At 68.2% G+C, this 19637-nt stretch carries 19 protein-coding genes and 1 riboswitch; of the genes, 7 read left to right on the forward strand and 12 right to left on the reverse strand.

What is annotated here, in order from left to right; all coding sequences use genetic code 11:
• The first annotated feature begins 25 nt into the window (after positions 1 to 25).
• From msrB to DD542_RS00975, 3 genes are read left to right on the forward strand one after another with little or no spacing between them, the layout of a single operon-like run.
• Entirely contained in the window at positions 26 to 445 is a 420-nt protein-coding gene (gene msrB, locus DD542_RS00965; RefSeq protein ID WP_079364695.1) for a peptide-methionine (R)-S-oxide reductase MsrB, read from the forward strand.
• Positions 442 to 1362: a cysteine synthase A gene (gene cysK / locus DD542_RS00970; RefSeq protein WP_127803128.1), complete on the forward strand. Its 921-nt coding sequence runs from the start codon at positions 442 to 444 to the stop codon at positions 1360 to 1362. The genes msrB and cysK overlap by 4 nt, the downstream gene beginning before the upstream one ends.
• Entirely contained in the window at positions 1359 to 1571 is a 213-nt protein-coding gene (locus tag DD542_RS00975) for a SlyX family protein (RefSeq protein WP_127803130.1), read from the forward strand. Before cysK ends, DD542_RS00975 begins: the two co-directional genes overlap by 4 nt.
• A gap of 172 nt (positions 1572 to 1743) precedes the next feature.
• Here DD542_RS00975 and DD542_RS00980 read toward each other — a convergent pair whose 3' ends face one another.
• The 4 genes from DD542_RS00980 to DD542_RS00995 all read right to left on the reverse strand — a co-directional run bounded on the left by DD542_RS00980 (position 1744) and on the right by DD542_RS00995 (position 5009).
• Positions 1744 to 2493 (reverse strand): ABC transporter ATP-binding protein, encoded by a 750-nt coding sequence (locus DD542_RS00980; RefSeq protein ID WP_127803132.1) that lies wholly within the window; start codon positions 2491 to 2493, stop codon positions 1744 to 1746.
• 3 nt (positions 2494 to 2496) lie between these two features.
• Positions 2497 to 3300, reverse strand: coding sequence for an ABC transporter permease (locus tag DD542_RS00985; protein ID WP_079364693.1), 804 nt, complete (start codon positions 3298 to 3300; stop codon positions 2497 to 2499).
• A gap of 93 nt (positions 3301 to 3393) precedes the next feature.
• Complete coding sequence (locus DD542_RS00990; RefSeq protein WP_127803134.1) at positions 3394 to 3972, reverse strand: TMEM165/GDT1 family protein; 579 nt, start codon at positions 3970 to 3972, stop codon at positions 3394 to 3396.
• A gap of 12 nt (positions 3973 to 3984) precedes the next feature.
• A riboswitch (yybP-ykoY riboswitch) is annotated at positions 3985 to 4158 on the reverse strand.
• Positions 4159 to 4187: 29 nt separating this feature from the next.
• Positions 4188 to 5009: a hypothetical protein gene (locus tag DD542_RS00995; protein ID WP_127803136.1), complete on the reverse strand. Its 822-nt coding sequence runs from the start codon at positions 5007 to 5009 to the stop codon at positions 4188 to 4190.
• Between the two features lie 67 nt (positions 5010 to 5076).
• Between DD542_RS00995 and DD542_RS01000 the strand changes: the two genes are divergently transcribed.
• On the forward strand, positions 5077 to 7377 hold the full coding sequence (locus DD542_RS01000) for an ATP-dependent DNA helicase (protein ID WP_127803138.1): 2301 nt from the start codon (positions 5077 to 5079) through the stop codon (positions 7375 to 7377).
• Between the two features lie 28 nt (positions 7378 to 7405).
• Here DD542_RS01000 and DD542_RS01005 read toward each other — a convergent pair whose 3' ends face one another.
• Positions 7406 to 7825, reverse strand: coding sequence for an Lrp/AsnC family transcriptional regulator (locus DD542_RS01005; protein WP_127803140.1), 420 nt, complete (start codon positions 7823 to 7825; stop codon positions 7406 to 7408).
• Between the two features lie 128 nt (positions 7826 to 7953).
• On the opposite strand from DD542_RS01005, the gene DD542_RS01010 reads away from it, so the two are divergent.
• The gene (locus DD542_RS01010; RefSeq protein WP_127803142.1) at positions 7954 to 9033 is read left to right on the forward strand and encodes an ornithine cyclodeaminase; all 1080 of its coding nucleotides are present in this window, start codon (positions 7954 to 7956) and stop codon (positions 9031 to 9033) included.
• A gap of 10 nt (positions 9034 to 9043) precedes the next feature.
• Here DD542_RS01010 and DD542_RS01015 read toward each other — a convergent pair whose 3' ends face one another.
• From DD542_RS01015 to DD542_RS01030, 4 genes are read right to left on the reverse strand one after another with little or no spacing between them, the layout of a single operon-like run.
• Complete coding sequence (locus DD542_RS01015) at positions 9044 to 11401, reverse strand: nitric oxide reductase activation protein NorD (protein WP_127803144.1); 2358 nt, start codon at positions 11399 to 11401, stop codon at positions 9044 to 9046.
• 16 nt (positions 11402 to 11417) lie between these two features.
• Entirely contained in the window at positions 11418 to 12221 is an 804-nt protein-coding gene (locus tag DD542_RS01020) for a CbbQ/NirQ/NorQ/GpvN family protein (RefSeq protein ID WP_127803146.1), read from the reverse strand.
• Between the two features lie 13 nt (positions 12222 to 12234).
• A complete protein-coding gene (locus tag DD542_RS01025) occupies positions 12235 to 12582 on the reverse strand; it encodes a ribulose bisphosphate carboxylase small subunit (protein WP_347232073.1) in 348 nt (115 codons plus the stop codon).
• A gap of 38 nt (positions 12583 to 12620) precedes the next feature.
• On the reverse strand, positions 12621 to 14042 hold the full coding sequence (locus DD542_RS01030) for a form I ribulose bisphosphate carboxylase large subunit (protein ID WP_066156645.1): 1422 nt from the start codon (positions 14040 to 14042) through the stop codon (positions 12621 to 12623).
• A gap of 116 nt (positions 14043 to 14158) precedes the next feature.
• Here DD542_RS01030 and DD542_RS01035 point away from each other — a divergent pair, with 116 nt between their 5' ends.
• Positions 14159 to 15052 (forward strand): LysR family transcriptional regulator, encoded by an 894-nt coding sequence (locus tag DD542_RS01035; protein WP_066156422.1) that lies wholly within the window; start codon positions 14159 to 14161, stop codon positions 15050 to 15052.
• Here the strand turns inward: DD542_RS01035 and DD542_RS01040 are convergent.
• Positions 15039 to 16337: a hemolysin family protein gene (locus tag DD542_RS01040; RefSeq protein WP_079364685.1), complete on the reverse strand. Its 1299-nt coding sequence runs from the start codon at positions 16335 to 16337 to the stop codon at positions 15039 to 15041. The genes DD542_RS01035 and DD542_RS01040 overlap by 14 nt on opposite strands.
• Before the next feature lie 9 nt (positions 16338 to 16346).
• Here DD542_RS01040 and DD542_RS01045 point away from each other — a divergent pair, with 9 nt between their 5' ends.
• Positions 16347 to 17177 carry a symmetrical bis(5'-nucleosyl)-tetraphosphatase gene (locus tag DD542_RS01045; RefSeq protein ID WP_127803148.1) on the forward strand — a complete coding sequence of 277 codons (831 nt, stop codon included), beginning with the start codon at positions 16347 to 16349 and terminating at the stop codon, positions 17175 to 17177.
• 11 nt (positions 17178 to 17188) lie between these two features.
• Here DD542_RS01045 and DD542_RS01050 read toward each other — a convergent pair whose 3' ends face one another.
• Together DD542_RS01050 and DD542_RS01055 are read right to left on the reverse strand one after the other, a co-directional pair.
• Positions 17189 to 18655, reverse strand: coding sequence for a DEAD/DEAH box helicase (locus DD542_RS01050; RefSeq protein ID WP_127803150.1), 1467 nt, complete (start codon positions 18653 to 18655; stop codon positions 17189 to 17191).
• A gap of 68 nt (positions 18656 to 18723) precedes the next feature.
• A complete protein-coding gene (locus DD542_RS01055) occupies positions 18724 to 19623 on the reverse strand; it encodes a neutral zinc metallopeptidase (protein ID WP_079364682.1) in 900 nt (299 codons plus the stop codon).
• Positions 19624 to 19637 lie beyond the last annotated feature (14 nt).

Consider the following 19637-nt stretch of genomic DNA (forward strand, 5'->3'; position numbering starts at 1 on the left):
CATCCAGTGGTTCCGGAGCACCGCCATGAGCAACTTCCCGATCCAGAAAACCGAGGCCGAGTGGCGCGAGCTGCTCGCCGAGAAAGGCGCCGAACCCGCGGCCTTCCAGGTCACGCGGCACGCCTACACCGAGCGCCCGTTCACGGGCAAGTACGAGCAGGTCTGGGCCGACGGCAGCTACCACTGCATCTGTTGCGGCAACCACCTGTTCGACTCGGGCACTAAGTTCGACGCCGGCTGCGGCTGGCCCAGCTTCTGGAAGGCCATTCCCGGCGCCATCACCGAGATCACCGACCGCAGCCACGGCATGGTGCGCACCGAAACCGTCTGCAGCCAGTGCGGTGCCCACCTCGGTCACGTGTTCGAGGACGGCCCCGCACCCACCGGCCTGCGTTACTGCATGAACTCCGCCTCCATCGACCTGCAACCCAAGGACCCGACATGAAAGCCCAGAACATTCTCCAGACCATCGGCGGCACGCCGCACATCCGCATCAACCGCCTGTTCGCCGGCGCCAGCCAGAGTGTGTGGATCAAGTCCGAGCGCAGCAACCCCGGCGGCTCGATCAAGGACCGCATCGCCCTGTCCATGGTCGAAGAAGCCGAGGCTTCGGGCGCACTCAAGCCGGGCGGCACCATCGTCGAGCCCACCTCGGGCAACACCGGCATCGGCCTGGCCATGGTGGCCGCGGTCAAGGGCTACAAGCTCATCCTCGTCATGCCCGACAGCATGAGCATCGAGCGCCGCCGCCTGATGCTGGCCTACGGCGCCAGCTTCGACCTGACGCCGCGCGAAAAGGGCATGAAGGGTTCGATCGCCCGTGCGCAGGAGATCGTGGCCAGCACGCCCGGCGCCTGGATGCCGATGCAGTTCGACAACCCGGCCAACATCGAGGTGCATGCCCGAACCACGGCGCAGGAGATCCTCGCCGACTTCCCCGAAGGCCTGGACGCGCTGATCACCGGCGTGGGTACCGGCGGCCACCTCAGCGGCTGCGCCCAGGTGCTCAAGGCGGCCTGGCCCCAGCTCAAGGTGTTCGCGGTGGAGCCCGTGGCCTCGCCGGTGATCTCAGGCGGCAGCCCGGCGCCCCACCCCATCCAGGGCATCGGCGCAGGCTTCATCCCCGGCAACCTCAAGACCGAACTGCTCGACGGCGTGATCCAGGTCGACGCCGAACCGGCGCGCGAGATGGCGCGCCGCTGCGCGCGCGAGGAAGGCATGCTGGTCGGCATCTCCTCGGGCGCCACGCTCCAGGCGATCGCGCAGAAGTTGCCCGAGTTGGCGGCCGGTGCGAAGGTGCTCGGCTTCAACTACGACACCGGCGAGCGCTACCTCTCGGTCGACGGTTTCCTGCCGGCATGAACACGGCCGACAGCGAGCGGCTGACGCAGCTGGAAATCAAGATCAGCTACCTGGACGATCTGGTCGAGACGCTCAACACCATGGTGGCCCGGCAGCACGACCAGATCGCGATGCTGATCCACGAGATGGCCCAGCTGCGACAGCGCAACGACGAGTCACAGCCGCCGGCCTTCCGCAGCCTGCGCGACGAGCTGCCGCCGCATTACTGAGGCCCCCACGCTCCGCCGCTGCGCGGGTCGCTGCCCCCCGCGGGGGCGGATCCGGCTTGGGGCGGCCCGGCGCCGGATACTGAGGCCCCCACGCTCCGCCGCCGCGCGGGTCGCTGCCCCCCGCGGGGGCGGATCCGGCTTGGGGCGGCCCGGCGCCGGATCGTCTGAGCGCTCAGCGACCGGTGGCCGCGAAGTGGGCGGCCAAGGCCTCGTCGCGCGTCATCTCGCGCACGTGGCCGTGCTCCAGGCGGAAGAAGCGGTTGCAGTAGCGCTCGATCAGTTCGTCGTTGTGCGTGGCAAAGACGAAGATGCCGACCTTCTCGATCAGGCTCTCCATGCGCCGCTTGGCGTTGACCTGGAACTCCGCATCGCCCATGCCGAAAATCTCGTCGACCAGCAGGATGTCGGGCTGCACGGTGGTGGCCACCGCGAACATCAGGCGGGTCGACATGCCCGACGAGTAGGTGCGCACCGGCAGGCGCAGGAAGTCACCGAGCTGGCAGAACTGCTCGATATCCGGCACATGGGCCTCAATCTCCTTGAGGCTCATGCCCAGCAGCACGCCCATGCGCGTGATGTTCTCGTAGCCCGAGAGTTCGCCGTCGATGCCGGCGCCGAGTTCCAGCATGGTCGAGACCCGGCCTTCGCGCACGATCTGGCCCGAGATCGGGGTGTAGACCCCCGCCAGGGTGCGCAGCATGGTGCTCTTGCCGGCACCGTTGTGGCCCATCAGCGCCACCGCATCGCCGTCGCGCAGGTCGAAAGACACGTCCTTGAGCGCGGTCACCACGCTCACCTGCCCGGCCTCGCTCTCGATGCGTCCGCCAGTGCTCACACGCATGATCTGGTTGCGCAGCGAGAAGCTGCGGCTGTTGTAGATCGGGTACTGGACCGTCACGTTCTTCAGGGTCAGCCGTGCCATGGTTCAGATCCAGAACGCGATGCGGTCGCGCTTGTTGTTGAACAGCCAGAACGCCAGGCACAGTCCGACGGCCAGGCCGCCCAGGTTGGACCAGATCACGAAGTCCGGCGGCGCGTGCCCCAGCAGCGGCGAGCGCACCAGCTCGATGGCGTGCGACAGCGGGTTGAACCAGAGGATCGCCTCGCTGAACGGCAGGTAGTTGGGCCGGTAGAACACCGGACTGATGAACATCAGCAGGGGCAGGACTGCACCGATGATGTATTCCAGGTCGCGGAAGCGGGCGCCCAGGATGCTGACCACCACACACACCCAGTAGAGGTTGAGGGTCAGCAGCAGCATGGCCGGCACGACCAGCAGCGTGTGCCAGCTCACGGGCACGCCGTACACCAGCGCCACGATCAGGAAGATGGGCAGGTTGTGCACCAGGTTCACCAGATGGCGCAGCACCAGCTGCGGCGGGTAGATCGACAGCGGCAGGCTGAGGTTGCGGATCACCGAGGCCTGGCGCGCGTAGACCGTGCTCGATTCGCTCAGCACGCCGGCGATGAACTGCCACAGGATGAGGCCCGCGGTGAGCGTCGGCACGAACTGCGACGCCGGCACCTTCATCAGCTCGCTCCAGAGCAGGCCCAGCCCCATGGAGCCGATGGCGGTTCCCAGCGTCAGCCAGAGCGGCCCGAGCACGCTGCGCTTGTAGCGCGCGCGCACGTCGCTCAGCGCCATGAAGCTGACGATGGGCCAGCTTTTGAGCCCCGCGGCAATATCCCGCACCGCTGGCGCCTGGCGCCAGTCCCCGACTGAACCCATGGTGTCCTGATTCCTGCGCGGTATACCCACGCTCTGCCTTGAAATGCCGGGCGCGAGGCTACCATGGGCGCCCCACAACCCGGCTGGCGCTCATCAGAAACCGAGACTGGAACCCGCGCCCAGCAGGGTCGCCACCCCCAGCACGGCGAAGATGCCGGCGGCGATCGAGTGCACCAGCTTCATCGGGATCCTGTTGGCCAGGCGGTCGCCGACAAACACCGCCGGCACGTCGGCGATCAGCATGCCCAGGGTGGTGCCGATCACCACCATAAGCGGTGTCGCGTAGTGCGCGGCCATGGCCACCGTGGCGATCTGCGTCTTGTCGCCCATCTCGGCCAGGAAGAAGGTGATCAGCGTGGCGCCGAACACACCCAGCTTCTGTGCGACCTGGGTTTCCTCTTCCTCGATCTTGTCGGGGATCAGGGTCCAGACCGCCATGCCGATGAACGAGGCTCCCAGCACCCAGCGCAGGACTTCTGGACTCACCTGCGCCGTGATCCAGGCGCCCAGCGCACCGGCCAGGCCGTGGTTGACGATGGTCGCCAGCAGGATGCCGGCGATGATGGGCAGCGGTTTCTTGAAGCGCGCGGCGAGGATGAAGGCCAGCAGTTGCGTCTTGTCGCCGATTTCAGCGAGCGCGACAACTCCGGTGGAGACGAGCAGGGATTCCATGTGGGGAAACTTTCACGGGCCGGCACAGAACGCGTTTGACCACGACGCACCCCGGCCTCTCAGCGGAGCATCGTGGTCAAAGGTCTTGCCAGGTGCGGGACTGCCAGCGCCATGTCCGGGAACGGACAAGTGTGTTGACGCGGGCCTCTTCGAGATGAAGAGCGGCTACTCCCCAATGACCACACGATTGTAGCCGTCGCCGCCCGGGCACCCGCTCAGAGCGCCTGTTGCGAGGGGTCGTCCTCGCGCCAGGCCGGCCCGGCCTTGGCCAGCGCCATCCACACGTGGAAGGGCAGCCGCTCCACCGCACGCCGGGGCGCCTCGCGCGCCACCCGCAGCGCACCGCGCTCGACCAGCATCACGCCGCACTCGGCCGGAACTTCGTCGGGCGCGCCGATGGGTCGCCCCTTGGTGTCTTCCCCCAGCACGTACCAGCAGGCGCCGGCCATGCCCAGGTAGGCCGCGCGCTTGGCCGGCTTCTTGAGGTCGCCCAGCAGGTCCGAGCGGTGCACCTTGATCTCGTGCACCACCGGCTCCAGGTAGGCCTCCACCGAAGAGTTGCGGATCGAAAACACGTCGGGACAGGCCATGCACCAGCCGTGCGCCGGGGGTGGCTCGGGCGCGGCCAGCTCGGTCCAGAGCCCCTGCGGCGCCGGCTCGGCGGCCACCAGCTCGGACGACTCACCGGTCAGCAGTTCCATGGGCAGCGCGACCCGCAGCGCCAGCCCCCGCCAGGCCAGGCGCCCGGACCGGGCCATCGCGGTGGCCACCTGCTCCACCAGGGCCTCGTGGGCCGAACGCGCCGCCTTGTTGCCGGCGAACACCCGCGCCAGCACCTGGATGCCCGCTTCCGTCACGCGCAGCGACTCCCGCCCCTCGTCCAGCCGCCGCTCCAGCAGGCCTGCGGCCAGCAGTTCCACCTCGACCATGTCCTGGCAGGGCCAGCCGGCCGAGCGGTGGATCTCGCGCAGCCGCCGGTGGTGGATGCGCGTGAGCACGGGGCCAGGATCGCGTGGGGAATCGGATGCGTCATCCATGATGGACTGACTATATATCCAGTACGATGACCAGCTCCCTCTGGTGTTTCCCTTGGTTCATCCGCCCATGTTTCCGGTCGTCGACATCGCCGTGTCGGTGCGCACGCTGTGCCACTTCACCGCGCGCAGCGGCGACCTCGACCTGCGCTTCACGCCCTCGCCGACCGGCGTCGAAGGCATCGCGGGGCACCAGACCGTGACCGCGCGGCGCGGCGCCGGCTACCAGCGCGAACTGGCGCTGAGCGCCCGCTTCGGCCCGCTGGTGGTGCAGGGCCGGGCCGATGGGTTTGACCCCGTGGCCCGGCGCGTCGAGGAGATCAAGACCCGCCGCGGCGACGCCGGTCGTGTGCCGGCCAACCACCAGGCCCTGCACTGGGCACAGGCCCGCGTCTACGGCTGGATGCTGTGCGAGCAGCTGTCACTGGCGCAGATCGAGGTGGCCCTGGTCTATTTCGACATCGACAGCGGGCAGGAAACGGTGCTGACCGAGACCTGCACCGCCGATGCGCTGCGGGACTTCTTCGAGGACCTGTGCGAGCGGTACTTCGCCTGGGCCTGGGCCGATCAGCTGCACCGGCATGCAAGGGACGAGGCCCTGACGGCGCTTGCGTTTCCCTTTCCCTCGTTCCGCACCGGGCAGCGCGAACTGGCGGCCGATGTGTACCGCGCCAACACCCGCGCGCGCCACCTGCTGGCCCAGGCCCCCACCGGCATCGGCAAGACCATGGCCACGGTGTTCGCCAGCCTGCGCGCCATGCCCGACCAGGGCACCGACCGCCTGCTCTTCCTCACCGCCCGCACCACCGGCCGGCAGCTGGCGCTGGACGCGCTGGAGCGGCTGGGCGCTCCCACGCGCCTGCCGCTGCGGGTACTCGAACGCCTGGCGCGCGACAAGGCCTGCGAGCACCCGGACAAGGCCTGCCACGGCGAGTCCTGCCCGCTGGCGCGCGGCTTCTACGACCGCCTGCCCGCCGCGCGCGAGGCGGCGGCGCAGGCCGCCTGGCTGGACCGGGACCGCCTGCGCGCACTGGCGCTGGCACACGGCGTCTGCCCCTACTACCTCGGCCAGGAGATGCAGCGCTGGTGCGACGTGCTGGTGGGCGACTACAACCACTGGTTCGACGTGGGCGCGCACTGGTTCGCACTGGCCGAAGACCAGGGCTGGCGCACCGCGCTGCTGGTGGACGAGGCGCACAACCTGATCGACCGCGCGCGCAGCATGTACAGCGCCACACTGAACGCGCACGAGTTCCTGCGCCAGCGGCACGAGGCGACCCCGGACATCCGCAAAGCCATGGACGCCCTGCACCGGCGCTGGAGCGCCTTCGCCCGCGAACTCCCGCCGGCCGAGGGCACGCAGGCGCTGGCCGACGGCCTGCCGGACGACTGGGCCACCACCCTGCAGAACACCTGCAACACCCTGCTCGATCTGCTGGCCCCGCAACCCGGTCCCGCACCCGACCCCGCGCTGCAGAACTGGGTGTTCGAAACGCTGCATTTCGTGCGCATCGCCGAAGGCTTCGGCGAGCACTCGCTGTGCGAAGCGGGGCCGTGGGTGGCACCACCGGGCGGGCGTGGCCGGCGGCTGCCGACGCTGCGCATCCGCAACGTGGTGCCGGCGCCCTGGCTCGAAGCGCGCTGGGCGGGGGCGCACAGCGCCACCCTGTTCTCCGCCACGCTGGCCCCGGTGGAGCATGTGGAGGAGATGCTAGGATTGCCCGCCGATGCCGCACACGTCGACCTGCCTTCGCCGTTCGCGGCCGAGCAGCTGCGGGTGCGGATCGCGCCCTGGATCTCGACCCGCTACGCCGACCGCTTGCGCTCGCTGGACGCACTGGTGGACGTCATCGGCGCGCAGTTCCACGAGCGCCCCGGCAACTACCTGGCATTCTTCAGCAGCTTCGAGTACCTGGATCTGGCCCGGCAGCGGCTGGCGCAGCGCCACCCGGACCTGCCGCACTGGGCGCAGACACGCGGCATGGAGGAACCCGAGCGCGACGCCTTCGTGGCCCGCTTTGTCGAACGCGGCCAGGGCGTGGGCTTCGCGGTGCTGGGCGGCGCCTTCGGCGAAGGCATCGACCTGCCCGGCGAGCGGCTGGTGGGCGCCTTCATCGCCACCCTGGGCCTGCCCCAGGTCAACGCCGAGAACGAGCGCATGCGCGAGCGGCTGCAGCAGCGCACCGGCCACGGCTACGACCACACCTACCTGTTCCCGGGCCTGATGCGGGTGGTGCAGGCGGCCGGGCGGGTGATCCGCTCCGAACAGGACCGGGGCTGCGTCTGGCTGCTGGACGACCGCTTCGCCCGCGCCGAGGTGCGGCGCCTGCTGCCGTCCTGGTGGCGGATCGAGGTGGCGCCCCGGCCCTGACGGCGGCTTGGACGACGGCGGCTTCGGGTCAGCGGTACGAGGTCAGCAGGATGCTGGTCTCCGTGCCGCGGATGCCGGACAGCAGGCGGATGCGCTCCAGCGCCTGCGACAGCTCGGCCATCGAGCCCACCGCCAGCTCGGCCAGCAGGTCCCAGCGGCCGTTGGTGTCGTGCAGGGCCGCCACAGACGGTTCGCCCAGCAGGCTGGCGATCACCTCGCGCGTGCGGTTGCCTTCGACCTGCACCCCCATCCAGGCGCGGATGCGTTCGGACTGCGCCTCGGGTTTGAGACGCACGGTGTAACCCACGATCACCTGGGTGTCTTCCAGCTTGCGCAGCCGGTTGGTGACCGTGCCGCGCGAGACCTGCAGCTTGTGCGCCAGGTCGGCGACCGAGAGGCGCGCGTCCTGGCGCAGCAGGGCGATGAGGCGTTGGTCGAGGTCGTCCATGATCAAAACGTCAGCGAAATCTGTCGATGTGACCGATTTTCTGCCGTTTCAGTACAAGTTTGGCGGTTTTCATTGCCTCTGCCCTCCGCCACACTGCCAGCTCCCCCTGTGCTGCCCGAAGACAAGCCATGAAAACCACCGTCCAGAACCCCGATCTCGCCCGCTTCGTGGAAGCCGGCACGCTCTACCTGGGCGCCCCCGAAGCCGCCGAGCTGGTGCGCCGCCACGGCGTGGCCGCCTGCATCGAGGCCATCGCCGCGAACATCCGCGCCGACTTCCTGCGCTGGGCCGATTTCGACAAGACGGCCCGCGTGGCCGCGCATTCCGACGTCGGCGTGATCGAGTTGATGCCCGTGGCCGACGCGCAGCGCTACAGCTTCAAGTACGTCAACGGCCACCCCGGCAACACCCGCCTGGGTCTGTCGACCGTGATGGCGTTCGGCGTGCTGGCCGACGTGGCCACCGGCGCACCGCTGTTCCTGAGCGAACTGACCCTGACCACCGCACTGCGCACAGCCGCCATGTCGGCCCTGGCCGCGAAGGTGCTGGCGCGCCCCGACAGCCGCGTGATGGCGCTGATCGGCAACGGCGCGCAGAGCGAGTTCCAGGCCCTGGCCTTCCAGCACCTGCTGGGCATCACCGAGCTGCGCGTGTACGACGTGGACCCGGCCGCCAGCGCCAAGCTGGTGGGCAACCTGCAGGGCAGCGGCCTGCGCGTCACCGTCTGCGCCAGCACGGCCGAGGCGGTGCGTGGCGCAGACATCGTCACCACCGTCACCGCCGACAAGCGCAACGCGCTCATCCTCACGCCCGAGATGATTCAACCCGGCATGCACCTGAACGCCGTGGGCGGCGACTGCCCGGGCAAGACCGAACTGCACGGCGACATCCTTCATGCGTCCAAGGTGTTCGTGGAGTACGAGCCGCAGTCGCGCATCGAGGGCGAGATCCAGCACCAGCCGGCGGACTTTGCCGTCACCGAGTTCTGGCAGGTGCTGCGCGGCGAACGCAGCGGTCGCGACAGCGCCGATCAGGTCACCGTGTTCGACTCGGTCGGCTTCGCGCTGGAAGACTTCTCGGCCCTGCGCTTCATGCAGCAAACCGCCGAGCATCTGGGCCTGGGCGAGCGCATCGCCCTGGTGCCGCCGCTGGCCGATCCCAAGAACCTGTTCGGCTCGCTGCGGGCCACGGCCGCTGTAGCGGCCTGAGTCCCGCCGCTCAGCGCGTCAGCCCCGCATACAGCACCGGCAGCCTCTCGGGCAGCCGCTCCACCTTGTCCACGACCAGGTAGTGGCGCTCGCCGAAGATGCGGCGCACGTACTGGTCGGCGCGCGGGTCCAGGCTCATGCAGTAGGTCGTCACACCGTGGCGACCGGCCTCTTCCACCGCCTTTTTCGTGTCGTGCCGCAGGTACTGCGGGTCGCGCACGTCCACGTCGGCCGGTTCGCCGTCGGTGATGACGAGCAGCAGCTTCTTGCTGCTGCGCTGCGCCTTGAGCGCGGCCGTGGCGTGGCGGATGGCGGCGCCCATGCGGGTGGACAGCTGCCCTTCCATGCCGGCCAGCTGTGCTTTCGCCAGGTCGTCGTAGGGCTGGTCGAAGTCCTTGAAGCGCCAGTAGTTCACGTCGTGCCGGCCGTCGGAGCAGAAGCCGTGGATGGCGAACGGGTCGCCCACCTTCTGGATCGCGTCGGCCAGCAGCGCGCAGGCCGAGCGCGTCAGTTCCAGCACCGTGTGCTCCTGGCCCGCCACCTTGTCATTCGTTGACTGGGACAAATCCAGCAGCACCAGCACCGAGATGTCGCGTGTCTTGCGCACGCTGCGCATCATGATGCGCGGGTCGGGCTGGCGGCCCATGCGCAGCTCGGTGAGCGAAGCCAGCGCGGCGTTCAGGTCGATCTCGTCGCCGTCTTCGAGCTTGCGGATGCGCTGCACGCCCTGCGGCTGCATGGCGTCCAGGATGTATTTCATGCGGCCGATCAGGCGCCGGTGCTCCACCAGGATGGCGTCGATCACCGCCGCGTCGCCCACCTTGGGGCGGCGCTCCTGCACCGTGGCCCAGGCCGGGCGTTCGAGCTGGATCAGGTGGTCCCACTCGCCATAGTGCACCGGCGGCAGCACCGGCTCGCGACCTTCGCTTTCGTTGAAGGACACGCCCAGGTCCTCGTAGGGAAACAGCTCGGTGCCGAGCACCCAGATCTCCTGCGCGTCGTCGCCCGCGCCCTCCACTTCCAGCTCGTTGACGAACTCCATCAGGTTCACCTGCTTGCGCAGCTGCTGCGGCGGCTCGTAGCCGGTGGCGATGGAGCGCTCGAAGTCGAAGCCGTCGAAGGCCCAGAAATAGCGGTTGTCGTCGCGGTAGGCCGCGGTCTGCACGTCGGTGCGCGGCTGGAACGCCGGCCCCTGCGTGAGTTCACGGTAGCTGTGCGCCAGCTGCACGCCGATGTCCCACGACACGGTGTTGTCGTGCGGATCGGCCTGGAGGCGCTGCGTCGCCTCGGCGAACAATGTTCGGCCCTGGGCGATCCAGGGGTTGGCGTCCTCATACGCCGGATCGAGCAGCGCACGCGCCAGGCGGCCCAGCCAGTCGCCGGCGGTCTTGTCTTGGGTGGCCTGTCCAGTGTGCAGGCTGGCCCACAGCGGGCGCAGGCCCGGGAACCGCGCCAGCGTCAGCGTCTCGATGCGCGCGTCCTCCACCACACCGATCAGCGCCATCTGCCAGGGACTGAGCGATTCGGCCGAGATCGGCCGGCGCGTGAACACCACGTGGGCCGCGGCGTGCGCGGCGGCGGCGCGGTAGAGCTCGGTCGCATCCACCGTGCCGCTGTGGCCGTCCACCGCGTCATACGCGTCGGGCAGGTGGATGAAATAGTCCTCGATGAAAGGGCGGTAACCGTCACGGGATTCAAAATCCCCCGCCGTCGGGCGCATGAAGAAGTCGCGGCCCCAGAGCGCGCGCAGGTACATGTTGATGCGCCGCTGCACGTCCACCAGCAGCGTGCCTTTGCGCTCCTTCCGCAGCATGGCCAGCGACTCTTTGGACTGCAAGCCGAAGTAGGCGATCTGCTCCTCGTAGTTGGTGCGGTGGGCCTGCGCGCCCCAGGTGGCCCAGCGGCGCAGGCCACCCAGCGTGAGCTGGCCGAACAGCGCGTCGAGCTGCCCCAGCATGGGCCGCAGGCCGCGCGGCGCCTGCGCCACCAGGGTGTTGAGGAACTGCAGGTACTGCAGAAACAGCGCACCGTCGGCCAGGCGGCGTGCGGCGGTGGGCGCGGTGGCCAGCACCAGCTCGATCACCGCGCCCGAGGTCTTGGACGCGAGCAGCAGCGCGGTGGTCGCGAGTTCGCCCACCACGTCCTCGCCGATCTCTTTGGCCACCTGCGGCGCACCGTCGATCCAGGCGTTGACCAGTTCGTGGCCACGGCCGAGGCCGCGCAACGCGGCGGCGCCTTTCACGTAGTTGTCCAGGCCCCGCGCGGAGAACACCTTGGTCGCGTCGGACCAGCTGTGCGCCAGCAGCTCGCGCGAGGCGGGGGCGAGCTGGTCGGCCCACTCGGCGTGGTCGTGCAGGTGGACGCTCATGGCGGACCTCTATGGATCAGAAGAACGTGGCGACCGCCGCATCCAAGGCGTCGCGCATGTCCGGGTCGTCCGTGATCGGACGCACCAAGGCCACACGGCACGCGGCCTGCGCGGCCACGCCCTGCGCGATCAGACTGCCTGCGTAGATCAGCATGCGGGTGGAGATGCCTTCGTCCAGGCCGTGGCCCTTGAGGTTGCGCGCGCGCTCGGCGATGCCGACCAGCTTGCCGGCCACGTCGGCGCTCACGCCAGTCTCATGCGCCACGATCTCGGCCTCGACCGCGTGTTCGGGGTAGTTGAAGTCCAGCGCGCCAAAGCGCTGCTTGGTGGACTGTTTCAGGTCCTTCATCAGGCTCTGGTAGCCCGGGTTGTAGGAGATGACGATCTGGAAATCCGGGTGGGCCTTGACCAGCTCGCCCTTCTTTTCCAGCGGCAGCACGCGGCGGTTGTCGGTCAGCGGGTGGATGACGACCGTGGTGTCCTGGCGCGCCTCGACCACTTCGTCGAGGTAGCAGATGGCGCCGTGCCGAGCGGCCATGGCCAGCGGGCCGTCCTGCCAGCGGGTGCCGTTGGTGTCGAGCAGGAAGCGGCCGACCAGGTCGCTGGCCGTCATGTCTTCGTTGCAGGCCACGGTGATCAGGGGCTTGTTCAGCTTCCAGGCCATGTGCTCGACGAAGCGCGTCTTGCCGCAGCCGGTGGGACCCTTGAGCATCATGGGCATGCGCACCGAGTACGCGGCTTCGAACAGCTCGACCTCGTCGGCGACGGGTCGGTAGTAGGGTTGCTGCGAGACTCTGTAGGCATCCAATGTTTCGCTCATGGGCCCTCCCCGTTCAGACGGTCTTTCCGCGGTAGATCACCATCGACGCACCCTGCGACTGCGAAAAGTTGTCGTAGCCGATCAGGCGCACGTGGTTGTCCGGGTTGGCCTTGTGGCAGGCCTCGGCCTCGGCCAGGATGCGGTCGATGTCGGTCTCGCCGAACATCGGCAGCTTCCACATGTACCAGTACGAGTCCATCAGGTACTGCGGCTCGGTGTGTTCGATGGCCGGATTCCAGCCCTTGCCGACGATGTACGCCACCTGCTTGCGGATCTCGTCGTTGCTCATCGCCGGCAGGTAGGAGAAGGTCTCGAATTTGCGGCTGGCGGGGTCGGAGAGGCGGCTGTGGTAGTCCTGCATGCTCATGGTGCTGTCCTTTGCGTTGATGGGGTGCGGGTTCACTTGTGGGCGATGTCGAGCTTGTCCACGGTGTCGAACTCGAACTTGATTTCTTTCCAGGTCTCCATGGCGATGCGCAGTTCGGGCGAGTGCTCGGCGGCCTCGAGCAGCACGGCCTTGCCTTCCTTCTCAACCGCCACGCCTTCGTTGCGCGCCTTGACGCAGGCTTCGAGCGCCACGCGGTTGGCGGCAGCGCCGGCCGCGTTGCCCCAGGGGTGGCCCAGGGTGCCGCCACCGAACTGCAGCACCGAGTCGTCGCCGAAGATGTTGACCAGCGCCGGCATGTGCCAGACATGGATGCCGCCCGAGGCCACCGGCATCACGCCGGGCATGGAGCCGAAGTCCTGGTCGAAGAAGATGCCGCGGCTGCGGTCTTCCTTGATGAAGCTGTCGCGCATGATGTCGATCCAGCCCAGGGTCGAGGCGCGGTCGCCTTCGAGCTTGCCCACCACGGTGCCCGAGTGCAGGTGGTCACCGCCCGAGAGGCGCAGCACCTTGGTCAGCACGCGGAAGTGGATGCCGTGGTGCGGGTTGCGGTCGAGCACGGCGTGCATGGCGCGGTGGATGTGCAGCAGCATGCCGTTGTCGCGGCACCAGTTGGCCAGACCGGTGTTGGCGCACAGGCCGCCGGTCAGGTAGTCGTGCATGATGATCGGCGCGCCCAGTTCCTTGGCGTATTCGGCGCGCTTGTACATCTCTTCCGGCGTGGGCGCGGTCACGTTCAGGTAGTGGCCCTTGCGCTCGCCGGTCTCGCGCTGCGCCTTCTCGATCGCCTCCTGCACGAAGTCGAAGCGCTGGCGCCAGCGCATGAAGGGCTGGCTGTTGACGTTCTCGTCGTCCTTGGTGAAGTCCAGGCCACCGCGCAGGCATTCGTACACGGCGCGGCCATAGTTCTTGCCCGACAGACCCAGCTTGGGCTTGATGGTGCAGCCCAGCAGCGGGCGGCCGTACTTGTTCATGATGTCGCGCTCGACCTGGATGCCGTGGGGCGGTCCGCCGCAGGTCTTCACGTAGGCGATCGGGAAGCGCACGTCTTCCAGGCGCAGGGCGCGCAGGGCCTTGAAGCCGAACACGTTGCCCACCAGCGAGGTCAGCACGTTGACCACCGAGCCCTCCTCGAACAGGTCGATCGGATAGGCCACGAAGGCGTAGAAGCAGGTGTCGTCGCCGGGCACGTCCTCGATGCGGTAGGCGCGTCCCTTGTAGTAGTCCAGGTCGGTCAGCAGGTCGGTCCAGACCGTGGTCCAGGTGCCGGTGGACGACTCGGCGGCGACGGCGGCGGCCACTTCCTCGCGGTCCACGCCGGGCTGCGGCGTGATCTTGAAACACGCGAGGATGTCGGTGTCCTTGGGGGTGTAGTGGGGCTCCCAGTACGTGCTGCGGTACTCCTTGACGCCCGCGTTGTAGGTTTTCGTCGCCATCTGCATTGCTCCTGGTTGGGTGGGAATGGAGCGGATTCTTGGCCTCCTGAACAATAAATAAAAGTAAAATGTTCTGACGATGATGTTCTGATTTTCAAATCATACTGGACACCCCCGTGAGCCTGCGGCACGCCACCCTGCACCAGTTGCGCATCTTTCACGCCGTCGCGCAGAACGGCAGCTTCGCGCGCGCCGCCGAGGCGCTGCACCTCTCGCCACCCACGCTGTCGCTGCAGGTCAAGCAGCTGTCGGAATCGGTGGGCCAGCCGCTGTTCGAGCAGTTGGGCAAGAAGATCTACCTGACCGCTGCCGGCCGCACGCTGGCTGCGGCCTGCGAGGACATCGAGGCGCGCATGGAACGGCTGGGCGAAGACCTCGCCGCGCTTCAGGGGGTCGAGCGCGGCAGCGTCAAGCTGGCCATCCTGACCACGGTGAAGTACACCGTGCCCAAGCTGCTCGGCGGCTTCTGCGCGGCGCACCCGGGCATCGACGTGGCGATGGTGGTGGGCAACCGCGAGAAGCTGCTGCAGCGCCTGGCGGGCAACGAGGACGACCTCTACATCATGGGCCAGCCGCCCGATCAGATGGACGTGGTCAGCGAGGCCTTTGCCGACAACCCGCTGGTGCTGGTGGCGCCGCCCGACCACCCCCTGGTGGGCAAGAAGCGCATCGCCCCCGAACGGCTGAGAAGCGAGCCGTTTATCCTGCGCGAGCCCGGTTCGGGCACGCGCCTGACGTCGGAGAAGTTCTTTGCCGACCACGGCATCACGATGAAGAACCGGCTGGAGGTGGGCAGCAACGAGGCGATCAAGCAGACCGTGGCCGGCGGCCTGGGCCTGGCCGTGCTGTCGGCCCACACGGTGACGGCGGAGCTTGCGCTGGGCGAGCTGGTTCAGCTGGACGTGAGGGGCTTCCCGCTCATTCGCCGCTGGCACGTGGTGGTGCCGCGCGGCAAGCGCCTGTCAGCAGCGGCGCAGGCTTTCAAGGACTGGCTGTTCACCCATCGGTGAGGGGCTGGGCCAAGGGGCTGATGCGCACCTGGTCGATACGCCGGCCTTCGAGCTTGATCACCTCGAAGTGCCAGCCCGCGCAGTCGACGCCCTCGCCCTGCGCGAGCAACTGGCCGGCCTCGGCCTGCATCAGGCCGGCCACGGTGTTGTAGCGGCCCTTGTCCTCATCCGGCAGCTCATCAATGTCCAGGCGGGCCTTGAGCTCGGCCACAGGCATGGCACCGTCCACGCGCCAGGAGCCGTCGGCCTGGGGCGTGGCCCAGGCGTCCACCGGCCGCTCGGGCGACAGCTCGCCGGTGATCGCCTCCAGCAGGTCCATGGGCGTCATCAGCCCCTGCACCACACCGTACTCGTCCACCACGAAGGCCATGCGCGTGGCGCGCTCGCGGAACTGCTCCAGCAGCTCCATGCCGGTCAGGGTCTCGGGCACGAAGGTGGCGGGCTGGGCATGCTCGCCGATGGTTCCGGCCGTGCCCGCCTCGCGCAAGGCCAGCAGGCGGGGCAGGTGGATCACGCCCACCACATCGTCCAGCCCGCCGCGGCATACCGGGTACCACGAGTGCCCCACCGACCAGGCCTGCGCCGCGGCGCCCTCAATGCTGTCGGCGGCGTCCAGCCAGTGGATATCGGCGCGCGGCACCATGATGGAGATCAGCTGCCGGTCGTCCAGCAGGAACACGTTGCGCACCATCTGGTGCTCGTGCGCCTCGATGATGCCGGCGTCCACCCCCTCTTCCAGGCTGGCGTTGATTTCCTCTTCGGTCACGATCTGCTGCGCGCTGGTGTCGATGCGCAGCAGCTTGAGCACCCACTGCGTGGTGTGCGTGAGCAGCCAGACGAAGGGCTTGGCCCCCTTGGCGACGTAGGCCATCGGGCGCGAGACCCAGCGGGCCACGGTTTCGGGGTACAGCTGGCCGATGCGTTTGGGCACCAGTTCCCCGAACACGATGGTCACGAAGGTGATGACCGCCACCACGATGCCGGTGGCCACGCCCTGGGCGGTGCCGTCGGCCACGCCGAAAGTGCGGATCCAGGCCGACAGGTCGTCGCTGAATGCTGCCTCACCGACGATGCCGTTGAGCATGCCGATGGAAGTGATGCCCACCTGCACCGACGACAGGAACTGCGTGGGGTGTTCCAGCAGATGCAGCGCTGTCTGTGCGCCCTTGTCGCCCACCTCTGCCATCGCCGCCAGGCGCGCCTTGCGGCTGGCCGCCAGGGACATCTCGGACATTGCGAACGCGCCGTTGAGCAGCGTGAGAAAAATGATCAGCAGGGTATCCATAATCGGGCGATGGCACTTTACCTGATCGGCGATGTGCAGGGCTGCGACGACGCCCTGGCCCGCCTGCTCGACGAGATCGCGTTTTCTCCCAGCCGCGACACCCTGGTGCTGCTGGGCGACCTGGTCAACCGCGGACCGCAGTCGCTGGCAGTGCTGCGGCGCATGGTGGCGCTGGAGGCCAGCGCCCACTGCCTGCTGGGCAACCACGACCTGCACCTGCTGGCGGTCGCGCACGGCGTGCGCAAGCCGCATCGCAGCGACACGCTGGACGACATCCTGCAGGCCCCCGACCGGGCTGCCCTGCTCGACTGGTTGCGCGCACGCCCCCTGGCGCTGCAGATGCAGGGCTGGCTGATGGTGCACGCGGGCGTGCTGCCACAGTGGGATGCGGCGCAGACACTGGCCCTGGCCGCCGAACTCGAAAGCGAACTGCGCGGCCCGGACTGGGGCGTGTTCCTGCACAACATGTACGGCAACCGGCCCGACCGGTGGAACGAGCAGCTCCACGGGCTCGACCGGCTGCGCGTGATCGTGAACGCGCTCACGCGGCTGCGCTTCTGCAGCACCGACGGTGTGATGGAATTCGAGACCAAGGACAGCGCAGCGTCAGCGCCTGCGGGCTTCATGCCGTGGTTCGAGGTGCCGCAGCGGCGCAGCGAAGGCTCCCGCATCGCCTTTGGGCACTGGTCCACCCTGGGCGAGGTGCCGCGCCACGATCTGCTGGCGCTGGACACCGGGTGCGTGTGGGGCGGCTGCCTGACCGCGGCCCGGATCGGGTCCGACGGCGATGCCGAACGCATCAGCGTGCGCTGCGCGCAGGCCCAGAAGCCGGGCGCCTGAGCCCCGCGGGCTCAGGTGTTTTCCGCCGGAGCCGAAGCCTTGAACAGCGCCGGCACCTTCTTGCGGGACTTGATGTTGGGGGACAGGCGGCTGGTGGCCGCCGGTTTTGCCGCGGCCTCCCAGGACGGCTTGGCGTCTGCCGCCAGGGCGGGCTCATAGGGCTTGTCGAACAGCGGGTCAGCAGGCGCACGCGCCGGACGCGATGCACGGCGTTCTTCGCGCGGTTCACGGGGCTCGCGCGCTTCGCGGGCCTGGCGGATCTCGCGGCGACCTTCGTCGTCGCCTTCGCGCCAGGCGCGCTGGCCGTCGTTGAAACGGCCAGCGGGCTTGCGGTCGGCCTCCAACTCCAGCGCTTCGAGCTCAAGCTTCTTGCCGATCAGCTTCTCGATGTCGGCCATCAGGCGCGTGTCCTTGCCACTGACAAAGGACACGGCCAGACCCGACGCCCCGGCGCGGCCCGTGCGGCCGATGCGGTGCACGTAGTCCTCGGCGTTGAACGGGATGTCGAAGTTGAACACCGCCGGCACGTCCTTGATGTCCAGACCACGCGCAGCCACATCGGTGCAGACCAGCAGGTCGACTTCACCCTTCTTGAAGGCATCCAGCGCCTTCAGGCGCTCGTCCTGGCTTTTGTCGCCGTGCAGGGCCGTGGTCTTGAGACCTTCACGCTCCAGCGAACGGGCCAGGCGGGCGCAGCCGAGCTTGCTGTTGACGAAGACGAAGGCCTGCGTCACACCACGCTCTCTCACGATCTGCTTGAGCGTCTGGCGCTTGTCGTCGTCGTCCACGCGGTAGAAATGCTGCTCCACCGTGGAGGCCGTGGCGTTGGAGCGCGCCACCTCGATGGTGATCGGGTCCTGCAGATAGCTGCTGGCCAGGCGCTTGATCTCGGGCGAGAAGGTGGCCGAGAACAGCAGCGTGGTGCGGGTCTTGGGCAGGTAGCTCAGGATGCGCTGCAGGTCGGGCAGGAAGCCGATGTCCAGCATGCGGTCGGCTTCGTCGAGCACCACGTACTCGACTTGGTTGAGCACGCAGTTCTTGGCCTCGATGTGGTCCAGCAGACGGCCCGGCGTGGCCACCAGCACCTCGACACCCTTCTTGAGCTCCAGCGTCTGCGGCTTCATGTCCATGCCGCCGAACACCACCGTGCTGCGCAGCTGGGTGTGCTTGGCGTACTGCTTGATCTGGTCGGCCACCTGGTCGGCCAGTTCGCGCGTCGGCAGCAGCACCAGGGCGCGCACCGGGTGGCGTGCGGGCGAGGTGGAGGCGTTCTCGTGCTTGAGCATGCGCTGCAGCAGGGGCAGCGAGAAGGCCGCCGTCTTGCCGGTGCCGGTCTGCGCGGCACCCATCACGTCGCGCCCTTGCAGCACGACCGGAATGGCCTGCGCCTGGATGGGTGTCATGCTCTCGTAGCCCATTTCCGCGATGGCACGGGCGAGGTTGGGCGAGAGCTGGAGTTCGGAAAAGGATTGGGTCATGGACTTTCAGGTTAGCCGTCTATTGTCTCACTTTGACCCTTGATTGCCCAAATGTTGGGCAGCGGCACTCAGAGGGCCCGCGTGTTGAAGGTGTCGCAGGCCTGCACGCTGCCGGTTTCCAGCCCCTTGTGGAACCAGCGCTGGCGCTGTTCGCTGGTGCCGTGGGTGAAGCTGTCCGGGACCACCTGCCCCTGGCTCTTGCGCTGCAGGGCATCGTCGCCGATGGCGGCCGCCGCATTCAGCGCTTCCTCGACATCGCCGGGTTCCAGGATCGCCTTGCTCTTGTGGTTGTGATGCGCCCATATGCCGGCAAAACAGTCGGCCTGCAGTTCCAGCCGCACCGACAGCGCGTTGTATTCGCGCTCGCTGACACGGCGCCGGGCCTGCTCCATCTTTTCCGTCAGGCCCATCTGGTTCTGCACGTGGTGCCCCACCTCGTGCGCGATCACATAGGCTTGGGCAAAGTCGCCCGGCGCACCGAGCTGGCGTCGCAGAGTGTCGTAGAAGCTCAGGTCGATGTAGACCTTCTGGTCGCCCGGGCAGTAGAACGGGCCCATGGCGGACTGCCCCGTCCCGCAGGCCGTGGGTGTCGCGCCCCGGAACAGCACCAGCCGGGGCTGCTGGTACTGGGCACCACCCTGCTGGAACATGGCGGTCCAGACATCCTCGGTGCCAGCCAGCACGGAGGAGACGAAGCGCCCCATCTCATCGTCCGGCCTGTCGGTGCTCCCCGCCGGTACCGTCTGAGCAGGGCCGGACACCAGCTCACCCCCGTCGCCCAGCGCCCCCAGGATGGTCAGCGGGTTAATACCGAAGATCCAGCCCGCGATCAGCGCGATCACGATGGTGCCGAAGCCGATGCCACGTCCGCCCACACGGCGCGGGGCACCGCCGCCAAACATGCCGCCTCCCGGCTGGTTGCGGCGGTCCTCGATGTTGTCCGACTGGCGGTTGTTTTCCCATTTCATGCACTGCTCCTCGG

It is taken from the genome of Hydrogenophaga sp. NH-16, assembly GCF_004006415.1.
GTDB lineage: Bacteria > Pseudomonadota > Gammaproteobacteria > Burkholderiales > Burkholderiaceae_C > Hydrogenophaga > Hydrogenophaga pseudoflava.

Bases quoted from the DNA above. Each gene is read 5' to 3' on its own strand.
- DD542_RS01025 (WP_347232073.1), bottom strand. From the start codon at position 12,582: ATGCAGGACTACCACAGCCGCCTCTCCGACCCCGCCAGCCGCAAATTC.
- DD542_RS01000 (WP_127803138.1), top strand. From the start codon at position 5,077: ATGTTTCCGGTCGTCGACATCGCCGTGTCGGTGCGCACGCTGTGCCAC.
- DD542_RS01030 (WP_066156645.1), bottom strand. From the start codon at position 14,042: ATGGCGACGAAAACCTACAACGCGGGCGTCAAGGAGTACCGCAGCACG.
- DD542_RS00995 (WP_127803136.1), bottom strand. From the start codon at position 5,009: ATGGATGACGCATCCGATTCCCCACGCGATCCTGGCCCCGTGCTCACG.
- DD542_RS01055 (WP_079364682.1), bottom strand. From the start codon at position 19,623: ATGAAATGGGAAAACAACCGCCAGTCGGACAACATCGAGGACCGCCGC.
- DD542_RS00975 (WP_127803130.1), top strand. From the start codon at position 1,359: ATGAACACGGCCGACAGCGAGCGGCTGACGCAGCTGGAAATCAAGATC.
- DD542_RS00990 (WP_127803134.1), bottom strand. From the start codon at position 3,972: ATGGAATCCCTGCTCGTCTCCACCGGAGTTGTCGCGCTCGCTGAAATC.
- cysK (WP_127803128.1), top strand. From the start codon at position 442: ATGAAAGCCCAGAACATTCTCCAGACCATCGGCGGCACGCCGCACATC.
- DD542_RS01040 (WP_079364685.1), bottom strand. From the start codon at position 16,337: ATGGATACCCTGCTGATCATTTTTCTCACGCTGCTCAACGGCGCGTTC.
- DD542_RS00980 (WP_127803132.1), bottom strand. From the start codon at position 2,493: ATGGCACGGCTGACCCTGAAGAACGTGACGGTCCAGTACCCGATCTAC.
- DD542_RS01020 (WP_127803146.1), bottom strand. From the start codon at position 12,221: ATGAGCGAAACATTGGATGCCTACAGAGTCTCGCAGCAACCCTACTAC.
- DD542_RS01050 (WP_127803150.1), bottom strand. From the start codon at position 18,655: ATGACCCAATCCTTTTCCGAACTCCAGCTCTCGCCCAACCTCGCCCGT.
- msrB (WP_079364695.1), top strand. From the start codon at position 26: ATGAGCAACTTCCCGATCCAGAAAACCGAGGCCGAGTGGCGCGAGCTG.
- DD542_RS01045 (WP_127803148.1), top strand. From the start codon at position 16,347: ATGGCACTTTACCTGATCGGCGATGTGCAGGGCTGCGACGACGCCCTG.
- DD542_RS01015 (WP_127803144.1), bottom strand. From the start codon at position 11,401: ATGAGCGTCCACCTGCACGACCACGCCGAGTGGGCCGACCAGCTCGCC.
- DD542_RS01005 (WP_127803140.1), bottom strand. From the start codon at position 7,825: ATGGACGACCTCGACCAACGCCTCATCGCCCTGCTGCGCCAGGACGCG.
- DD542_RS01010 (WP_127803142.1), top strand. From the start codon at position 7,954: ATGAAAACCACCGTCCAGAACCCCGATCTCGCCCGCTTCGTGGAAGCC.
- DD542_RS00985 (WP_079364693.1), bottom strand. From the start codon at position 3,300: ATGGGTTCAGTCGGGGACTGGCGCCAGGCGCCAGCGGTGCGGGATATT.